The organism is Pseudomonas sp. FYR_5 (assembly GCF_043106315.1).
Taxonomy (GTDB): domain Bacteria; phylum Pseudomonadota; class Gammaproteobacteria; order Pseudomonadales; family Pseudomonadaceae; genus Aquipseudomonas; species Aquipseudomonas putida_Y.
In genome coordinates this window covers 1-1,073 of the sequence record NZ_JBICMK010000067.1, presented here as the reverse complement: position 1 = coordinate 1,073, position 1,073 = coordinate 1, and the positions used below count along the sequence as shown (strand labels likewise).

Below are 1,073 nucleotides of genomic sequence, written 5' to 3'. Positions count from 1 at the left end.
ATCAACGTCGTAGTCTTCGACGGCCCTTTAGGGGATTCAAGATCCCAGTGAGATCTCATCTTGAGGCAAGTTTCCCGCTTAGATGCTTTCAGCGGTTATCTCTTCCGAACATAGCTACCCGGCAATGCCACTGGCGTGACAACCGGAACACCAGAGGTTCGTCCACTCCGGTCCTCTCGTACTAGGAGCAGCCCCTCTCAAATCTCAAACGTCCACGGCAGATAGGGACCGAACTGTCTCACGACGTTCTAAACCCAGCTCGCGTACCACTTTAAATGGCGAACAGCCATACCCTTGGGACCGGCTTCAGCCCCAGGATGTGATGAGCCGACATCGAGGTGCCAAACACCGCCGTCGATATGAACTCTTGGGCGGTATCAGCCTGTTATCCCCGGAGTACCTTTTATCCGTTGAGCGATGGCCCTTCCATACAGAACCACCGGATCACTAAGACCTACTTTCGTACCTGCTCGACGTGTTTGTCTCGCAGTCAAGCGCGCTTTTGCCTTTATACTCTACGACCGATTTCCGACCGGTCTGAGCGCACCTTCGTACTCCTCCGTTACTCTTTGGGAGGAGACCGCCCCAGTCAAACTACCCACCATACACTGTCCTCGATCCGGATAACGGACCTGAGTTAGAACCTCAAAGTTGCCAGGGTGGTATTTCAAGGATGGCTCCATGAGAACTGGCGTCCCCACTTCAAAGCCTCCCACCTATCCTACACAAGCAAATTCAAAGTCCAGTGCAAAGCTATAGTAAAGGTTCACGGGGTCTTTCCGTCTAGCCGCGGATACACTGCATCTTCACAGCGATTTCAATTTCACTGAGTCTCGGGTGGAGACAGCGCCGCCATCGTTACGCCATTCGTGCAGGTCGGAACTTACCCGACAAGGAATTTCGCTACCTTAGGACCGTTATAGTTACGGCCGCCGTTTACCGGGGCTTCGATCAAGAGCTTCGCTTGCGCTAACCCCATCAATTAACCTTCCGGCACCGGGCAGGCGTCACACCCTATACGTCCACTTTCGTGTTTGCAGAGTGCTGTGTTTTTAATAAACAGTCGCAGCGGC

General features: G+C 53.3%; 1 rRNA gene. It reads right to left on the bottom strand.

Annotation, left to right across the window (positions count from 1 at the left end):
- Positions 1-1,073 (bottom strand): 23S ribosomal RNA (locus ACF8RA_RS11075); the annotation flags it as partial.